7 protein-coding genes are annotated in these 7,595 nt (G+C 75.5%); 3 read left to right on the top strand and 4 right to left on the bottom strand.

What is annotated here, in order from left to right:
• The first annotated feature begins 288 nt into the window (after positions 1-288).
• Positions 289-813, top strand: coding sequence for a hypothetical protein (locus ACRWNP_RS29225; protein ID WP_431966570.1), 525 nt, complete (start codon positions 289-291; stop codon positions 811-813).
• A gap of 151 nt (positions 814-964) precedes the next feature.
• On the opposite strand, the gene ACRWNP_RS29220 is transcribed toward ACRWNP_RS29225, so the two are convergent.
• A complete protein-coding gene (locus tag ACRWNP_RS29220) occupies positions 965-1,510 on the bottom strand; it encodes a hypothetical protein (protein ID WP_431966568.1) in 546 nt (181 codons plus the stop codon).
• A 119-nt stretch (positions 1,511-1,629) separates the two neighbouring features.
• On the opposite strand from ACRWNP_RS29220, the gene ACRWNP_RS29215 reads away from it, so the two are divergent.
• Positions 1,630-2,373 carry an aminoglycoside 3'-phosphotransferase gene (locus tag ACRWNP_RS29215; RefSeq protein WP_431966566.1) on the top strand — a complete coding sequence of 248 codons (744 nt, stop codon included), beginning with the start codon at positions 1,630-1,632 and terminating at the stop codon, positions 2,371-2,373.
• A gap of 193 nt (positions 2,374-2,566) precedes the next feature.
• Here the strand turns inward: ACRWNP_RS29215 and ACRWNP_RS29210 are convergent, their stop codons facing one another.
• On the bottom strand, positions 2,567-4,225 hold the full coding sequence (locus ACRWNP_RS29210; protein ID WP_431966564.1) for an IucA/IucC family protein: 1,659 nt from the start codon (positions 4,223-4,225) through the stop codon (positions 2,567-2,569).
• A 75-nt stretch (positions 4,226-4,300) separates the two neighbouring features.
• Between ACRWNP_RS29210 and ACRWNP_RS29205 the strand changes: the two genes are divergently transcribed.
• Positions 4,301-5,902 carry an IucA/IucC family protein gene (locus tag ACRWNP_RS29205; protein WP_431966562.1) on the top strand — a complete coding sequence of 534 codons (1,602 nt, stop codon included), beginning with the start codon at positions 4,301-4,303 and terminating at the stop codon, positions 5,900-5,902.
• Here the strand turns inward: ACRWNP_RS29205 and ACRWNP_RS29200 are convergent.
• Both ACRWNP_RS29200 and ACRWNP_RS29195 read right to left on the bottom strand, forming a co-directional pair.
• Positions 5,851-6,645 carry a peptidoglycan-binding domain-containing protein gene (locus tag ACRWNP_RS29200; RefSeq protein WP_431966560.1) on the bottom strand — a complete coding sequence of 265 codons (795 nt, stop codon included), beginning with the start codon at positions 6,643-6,645 and terminating at the stop codon, positions 5,851-5,853. The genes ACRWNP_RS29205 and ACRWNP_RS29200 overlap by 52 nt on opposite strands.
• Positions 6,642-7,595: a hypothetical protein gene (locus ACRWNP_RS29195; RefSeq protein ID WP_431966558.1), complete on the bottom strand. Its 954-nt coding sequence runs from the start codon at positions 7,593-7,595 to the stop codon at positions 6,642-6,644. The genes ACRWNP_RS29200 and ACRWNP_RS29195 overlap by 4 nt, the downstream gene beginning before the upstream one ends.

Genomic DNA, 7,595 nt, shown 5'->3' with positions numbered 1-7,595 from the left:
GATCGTGGGACGCGGATCTCCCTTCGCTTGCCGACGTGCTCACGAAGGCAGGTGCCCACGCGGGGAGTCAGTCCGTCCGGGCTCACGACCCGGGGGCAGGGCTTCGATCGAGCCGGCTCGGCCAACGCCCGGGGGCACCGCCGTGCTTGGCCGTCAGTTCGCGGGGGACCGTCTCACGCCCCGTTCACGCGGGGCTTGGTCGGATGGGATCGAGCGCGGGAAGGGCAGCTGCCGGTAGGAAGCCAGCTCCCAGCCCATCCGAATCCTGATGGAACGAGAGACGTATCGATGCGTACTTTTGCCAAGCGCACGCTCGGCACCTCTGTGGTGCTGGTCGCCGCGGCGGCGGCCCTGGTCCTGAACGTGGAGATGGGCAACGCCGTCGGTGGGGCGGACCACGAGTACACCTCCGTGTACAGCGGACCCTTCGACGTGGCCGGGTGGACGGACTACGCGCGGTGTCTGCGCGAGCACGGCGTCGACGCGAAGGACCCCGACCCGAAGCCGGAGGCGAACTCCATGTTCGCCCGAATGGCGGACGGCAGTGCGTTGCCGGTCACCGACCCCGCCTTCAAGGAGTGCGAGACGCGTGCGGGCAAGGGGAACACCGTGTCGCTGTACGTGAGCCCGGAGGACATGAGGAAGCACAGGGACTTCTCGGCCTGTGTACGTGAGAACGGACTGCCCGGTTACCCCGATCCGGACCCGCGGACCGCCCGGATACCGGACACCACGTCGTTCACGAAGAAGCAGTTCCACACGGCATGGGAGGCCTGCCACACCCTGGCGCCGCAGGGCCCGGTCGGCGGGTGAGCTGCTCGCGCCGAGCACGGCGGCCGTCGCCCGGGTGACATGCCCTGCCGCGTACTCGCGCCGGCCGACCATGCGTGGTGAACGGCTCGCGACATCACGAAGCCCCTGCCGGGGAGGTCCGGCGGGGGCTCCGTGGTGTGCCGCGTGCGGCTCAGCACTTGTCGGCGACCAGCTCGGCGAAGGCGGTCCGGCTCATGGCGCGGCCGTCGGCCCACACGTGGCCGGGGTCCAGGGAGGCGAGGTCGGCGGCGGTGAAGGAGACGTGGCCGTCGTAGGTGTCGCTGCCGCGCGGGCCGAAGAAGGACAGGTAATACGTGCGGTTCGGCAGGAGTGCCTGCGTGCCGTCGGTCTCCACCTGCCAGGAGGCCGGTGGCGCGAAGAGGGGGAAGGTCGTACGGCCGATGCGTGCCGACGACCACATGTGCCAGCCGCTGTCGGTCGTCTCCCTCGACGGGCCGTCGGCAGCGGGGTTCCCGGTCGAGGGGTCGTCGGCCCAGAGGTCGCCTGACTCCCGCTCGTCCCAACTGACCAGGTCCACCCCAGAGGCGTGGTCCCCGGGGCACGGCTGCACCCTCGCCACCGGCGTCCCGTCCGGGCTCGTCCAGACCGCGACGAGCGGCAGGTCCGCCGGGGTGCAACCGCACAACAACCCGACCCCCACCAGCGTGCCCAGCGCGCCCACCACTGTCCGTCGCATGACCGACCCTCCCCAGACGCCCGCCCGCCGTCAGCGTGCCATCTCCCGGCCTTGGGGGCGAGGTGCCCGGTCGTGGGAATCGGCTGGCTTTCCCCCCGGTTCGCGGGCACCATGCGGCGGTGGAGATTTCGGGGCCGCCCGACGGCGAGGTGGAGGTGCCCGCGCGGATCGGGGCGCTGGCGGGTGAGCGCACGCCGCTGCCCGTCTGGCGCAACCACGCGGGCGGAGTGACGTTCCGGCTGGGCGCGGGGGAGGACCGGCTGTTCGCCAAGTGGGCGCCGGCGGGCTCCGGGCTGGACCTGGGGGCCGAGGCGGAGCGCCTGCGGTGGGCGGGCCGCTTCACACCGGTGCCGCCCGTCCTGGACCACGGGACGGACGCTGAGGGGACCTGGCTGGTGACGCGCGGGCTGCCCGGGGAGAGCGCCGTCAGCCCGCGCTGGGCGGCGGATCCGGGCGCCGCCGTGCGTGCGCTGGGCGCCGGGCTGCGCGCGCTGCACGAGCGGCTGCCCGTGGAGGGCTGTCCGTACGACTGGTCCGTCGGCACCCGCCTGGAACGCGCACGGGCGGCGGGCAGAGACGTGCCGGGGGATCTGCCGCCCGCGCCGCCCGTCGAGCGGCTCGTGGTGTGCCACGGCGACCCCTGCGCGCCCAACACGCTGCTGGCCGAGGACGGCACCTGGTCGGGCCACGTCGACATGGGCACCCTCGGGGTCGCCGACCGCTGGGCCGATCTGGCCGTCGCCACCTGGAGCACCGAGTGGAACTACGGCTCCGGCTGGGAGGACGCGCTCCTCGACGCGTACGGCATCGCCCCCGACCCGGAACGGACCGCCTTCTACCGGCGTCTGTGGAGCGTCACCTGACGGCTGACCCAGGAGGGGCGGAGGTGGCACGATCGGGGCGGTGGCACGAGCGCGAGGGGGGCGGGGCGAGATGGCCATGAGAGCTGCGGCCACATGGGCCGCACCAACTACCACCACCGCCGCCGACGCCGGTGGGTGCCGAGGTGCCGCGCGGCCCGGGCCGGTGTGCCGCCGTCGTCGGGGGATCCTGGGGTCAGCGCAGGGGGTTGGGCAGGCCCGTCCACTGGTCGCCGGTCGCGGAGGTCTCCAGGCGCATCAAGGTGAGGGCCTTGACGGGGAGTTCGGGGGCGGAGAGCAGGGCGGCGCGGTCGGTGCGGGTGTCCGCCGTGGCGGGGAGGGCGTCGAAGGCGCGGGCGGTCTCCGTGCGCACCGAGGCCCACAGCCGGGCCTCGGTGGGGCGGTGGGCCTCGCCGAGGGCGGAGACGAGGCCGCCGAACGTGGTGGCGACCAGGGAGCCGTAGAGCTTGGCGTGCAGGACCGCCGGGTCGTCGCTGAGGCCGCGGCCGAGCGGGGGCACCGCGACGCCGTACCGGGCGAGGCGGGCCGGGCTGATCCGGACGTCGGCGAGGTCGCGGCAGACCAGCCGCAGGGGCCGGGCGTGCCGGTCGAGGACGACCAGGAGGTTCTGCCCGTGCGCCTCCAGGGCGACGCCCCAGGACAGCAGCCGCAGCATGGCCGGCAGCGCGAGCCGGGCGAAGGCGGCGAGCCAGGCGGCTCCGTCCCGGGGAGCGCCCGGTCCCGCGGCCGCGAGCAGCGAGTGGAGCAACGGCGGCCCGCCGTCGGCGGGGCGCCCGGTGAGGGAGGCGACGGGCAGCACGATCTCCCCGGCCGCCGGGTCGGCGAAGCCGGACGGGGACTCCCGCAGCAGCGCCGCGAGGTCCGGGCTGGCCTCACCGCCGACGACGGCGGCGGCCGCCGCGAGGTTGCGGGTGACGCGCAGCGTGCCGCCGCCGAGGCGCCGGGTCAGCTCGTCCAGCAGCGCGGACAGCGCGGCGCTGCCGGTCACCGAGCGGGCCGAGATGTCTCGGACGGCCGAAGTCATCCGCATGCTCAGCGCCGTCTTCAGATGCGGGCCGCCGTCGAGCGGGGCGAGGGTGCGCACCGACATCAGCGGCCGGGCGGGGAGGGCCGCCTCGGCGTACGGGCGCAGCCCCAGCGCGGGCAGGATGTGCCGGGTCTGCCAGGGGTGGACGGGCAGCAGCAGCCGGTCGCCGTCGCGGAACCGGTCCGGCCAGGCGCCCACGACCAGGGAGCCGGCGGCCGGGACGGAAACGAGGTCGAGGGCGACGACCGGCCGGTGCTCGGGCCCGTAGGCCAGTTGCTCGGCCACGGAGAAACCCGGACGGCTGCGGCAGCACGGGTGGTAGGGATGGCCGTCGACGACGCCCTGCTCGAAGGAGGCGAGCGTCGGCGGCCCCGCGCCGTGGCCCTCCGTGCCCGCGGCATCCGCCCGGGACAGGGCCAACGAGGCGACGCTGTGGTCGAGCTCGTCGCGCAGCAGGCCGGACCCGGGCATCCCGAGGGCCTCCATCAGGGCGGCCGGGTGGTCGTGGGGCCGGCCGTCCAGCAACAGGACGGAGTCGTCCTTCGGTGACCCCAGGTCGTGCGGCAGCCGCCGCGGCCCGGTGAGCACCCGGCCGTCGCGGAAGAGCACCCGGTCCGGGCCGCGGGAGGCGATGCCCGGCAGGGGTTCCAGGAGCAGGGCGCGCCACAGGCGGCCGAGGACGGCGGCGCGGGCACCGGGGAGCGCGGCGGTGTACGCGTCGCGCAGATCAGGACGGAGCGTCGCCAGCTCGGTGGCGAACGCCGTCTCCAGGGGGCGCCGCGTCGCAGCCGCCGAGTGCGGGTACATGATGGGTCCCTACCCTACGCAGAAGGTGGCAGATCGTGCATCGACCAGCGCATCGACCAGCGGGAACGAGCCGTCGTGGGTGACGCCTGGGACCGCGCCGAGGCGCTCTCCGTGACGGCCCTGCTGAACTGCCTGCTGCGCGAGGTCGCCGAGGACGCGGGCGAGGACGCGGGCCGTCCCGTCCACCGGCTGCCCGCGACCGGCCGGCTGCTGCGGGTGCGGGCCGGCCGCCATCCCGCCGCGCCCGAGCTGCGCACCGGGGAGGGCTGGCGGCCGCTGCCGCTGGAGGCGCTGGTCGACGTCACCGCGGCGGAACTCACCGCCCGCACCGGTGCCGCGGGCACCGAGCTGCCCGCCGAGATCCGCGACAGCCGCGATGTGCTCGCCGCCCTGCTGGAGGCCCGCGAGCACGCGCCGCCGCCCGCCGATCCGTATCTGCGCTCCGAGCAGGCCCTGGTGGCCGGCCACCGCCACCACCCCGCGCCCAAGACCCGCGGCGGGGGCCCGCCGGAGAGCCTGCTGCCCTACGCGCCGGAGGCGCACACGAGCTTCCCGCTCACCCTGCTCGCGGTCCGCGCGGACCTGCTGGAAGGCGAGGGCGACACCTCGGTGCTCGACCGGCTGTACCCGGACGTTCCCGAGGGCTACCGGGTCCTGCCCGCGCACCCCTGGCAACTGGCCCTGCTGGGCGACCTCCCCGCGCTCCACGACGGGCGCCTGCTGCGCCTGGGGCACACCGCCGTACCGGCCGTGCCGACGGCGTCGCTGCGGACGGTGTACCTGCCGGAGGCCGACCTCTTCCTGAAGTTCAGCCTCGACGTGCGGATCACCAACGACATCCGCCGGCTGTGGCGGCACGACCTGCGCTGGCTCGGCCCGGTCGACGAGGTGCTGCGCGCCGTCCCGGAGGCGGACGTCCTGTCCGACCGCGGCTACCGCACCGCCGGCCTGGGCGGCCGGGACGCCTACGAGGCACTGGCCGTGCTCGTCCGCGACGGCTTCGGCGCCCACCTGCGCCCCGGGCTGACCCCGCTGCTCGCGGCGGCCGTCGCCGAGGGGTACGAGGGCAGCCCGCTCGCCGCGCCGGGCCTGACCGCGGAGGGTGCCCTGGACTGGTGGGAGGCATACCTGCGGCAGGTCGTGCCGCCGGTGCTGCACGCGTACCTGCGCCACGGGGTGGTGCTGGAGTGCCACCTGCAGAACGTGCTCGTCGCCGTGGACGCCGACGGGCTGCCGGGCCAGGCCCTCTTCCGCGACCACGAGGGCGTCAAGCTGGTCGAGGAGCGGCACCGGGAGCTGCTCCGCCGCCATGGACGGCCGGACGCCCCAGGGCCCGGTGTGGACGCCGCACACGGCTGGGAACGCCTGGTCTACTGCCTCGTCACCAACAACCTGCTGGAGATCGCGGGCGCGGTCGCCGAACGCCGTCCGGCGCTCACCCCGGTGCTGTGGGAGCGAGCCCGGGCGTTTCTCGCGGAGTGGGCGGCGGGGAACGGGGACCCGGCGCCGCTGCGGGAACTGCTCGCCGCGGGGCACATCCCCGCGAAGACCAATCTGCTGCTGCGCTGGACCGGCGCGGACGGCGCCGCCGCCCGCTACCTGCCGCTGGTGAACCCGCTGCGGCCTCAGGGCGCCGTGGTGACCGACTCCAGCGAACGGCGCGTGGCGGGGCCGTAGAACCCGGCGGTGTCCCCCGTGACGCCGTGGCTCTGCTGGTAGCGCTGGACGGCGTCCTTGACGCTGCCGTCGTACTTGCCGTCGGCGGGGCCGTCGTAGACCCCGGCCTGGGCGAGCCGTTGCTGCAGCGCCACGACCTCGGGGCCGCGCGATCCGGGCTTGAGGACCGCGCCGGAACCGGCCGGCGCGGTGCCCGCGGTCCCGCTCGGCGCGCCGGCGGTCGCGGCGCCCGTGGCGGAGGCCCGTGCCCCCGCGCCGGACGCGGAACCGGAGGCGGACGGGGAGGAGTCGCCGCTCGTCCGTGCCGACGGGGCCCCGGCGCCGGGCGAGGGCTTCACCGTGCCGTCGGAGTCGAGCAGGCTGGGCAGCGCGAGCCGTGGCGGCGAGGCGCTCGGATCGGGCAGCGCGCGGTCGGCCTCGCCCGGACCGGTGACCAGGTGCCCGAGCAGGGCCAGTACGCCGACGACGGCCACCGCCGCGGCGACCGCGAGGACGGTGCGCGGGCGCCGCCGGGAGCGGGCCGCCGCCCGGCGCGCCCGGCGCGGACCATGTGCCGGGTGCGGCTCCTGCGGTGGGTCCTGCGCCTGCCTGTCGCCTGGCCTGTCGCCTGGCCTGTCGCACGGGCTGTCGCCCGTGCCGGGCGGGTCCTCGGGGAACAGTTCGGCGTAGCCGGGCGCGGGTCCCTCGGAGTCCACGCCTATCAGCGGTCTGACGGTCGTCCCGCCCGGTTCGTCCCCGCTCATCTCTCCTCGCCCGCCTGGTCGGGCACGAGGCGTTCGAGGACGTCCTGGAACTCCTCGCCGACGGTGATCAGCAGCCCGTCGCCGTCCTTCCGGCTGAGCTGGGTCAGCACGCCGTCCCGCCACCAGTAGACGTACGGGCTGATGGGGCCCACCGCGTCCTCGTGGCCCGCCGCCGCGAAACCCGCCATGCCGTTGAGCGCCGGGATGACGCCGCTGTCACGGATGGCGTGGAAGGCCAGCTGGTGCCGGAACGGCATGGCGACCAGCGCCCCGTCGGCGGTCAGCGGCTGCCCGGTGACCCGTTCCACCAGCTCGTCCAGGACCAGCACCCGGGCGGCGGTGAAGAAGGAGTCCCCGACGAGGACGTCGAAGCGCACGTCGGCGTGCCGGACCACCTCATGGCGTTCCACCGGCAGATCGCGCAGGTTGAGCAGGGCGCGGCCGCGCAGCTCGCGGGCGTCGCCGAGCGGCACCAGGGCGTGGTCGGCGAGCGTCATCACGCTCTCGGGGAGGTCCAGGGCGAGTACCTCCAGCAGCCCGGGCGCGGCGATCCGGGCGTAGCGGAAGGTCTCCGGGTCGATCGCGTCGGGCGGCACCAGGCGCGGGTAGAGCCGTTCGCGGATCTCCTCGGTGGGCAGGGTCTCCAGCGGGGAGGGCCCGTCGAGGGTGCGCAGCACCGCGCCGACGTGCTCGCGCGCCACCTGCGGCCACACGCGGGGGCCGCGGCGGTCGTTGTGGCAGAGCGCGGCGAGGTTGCCGAGCCCGAAGCGCCGACCGGAGTCGTCGGTCACCATGTCGGCGAAGACCGTGACCTCCAGCCCGAGTTCGGCGAACGACTCGCGCACGATCGCGCGGAAGCGCGCGCCCTCGTCCACCGAGAAGAAGGCGTACTCGGGATCGCGGGGTGCGTCCCGCTGGTCACGCTTCGGCCCGCGCCGGAAAATCCCCAC

The sequence above is a fragment of the Actinacidiphila sp. bgisy160 genome (genome assembly GCF_965342435.1).
GTDB lineage: Bacteria > Actinomycetota > Actinomycetes > Streptomycetales > Streptomycetaceae > Actinacidiphila.
This window is presented reverse-complemented; position numbering and strand designations above follow the sequence as displayed.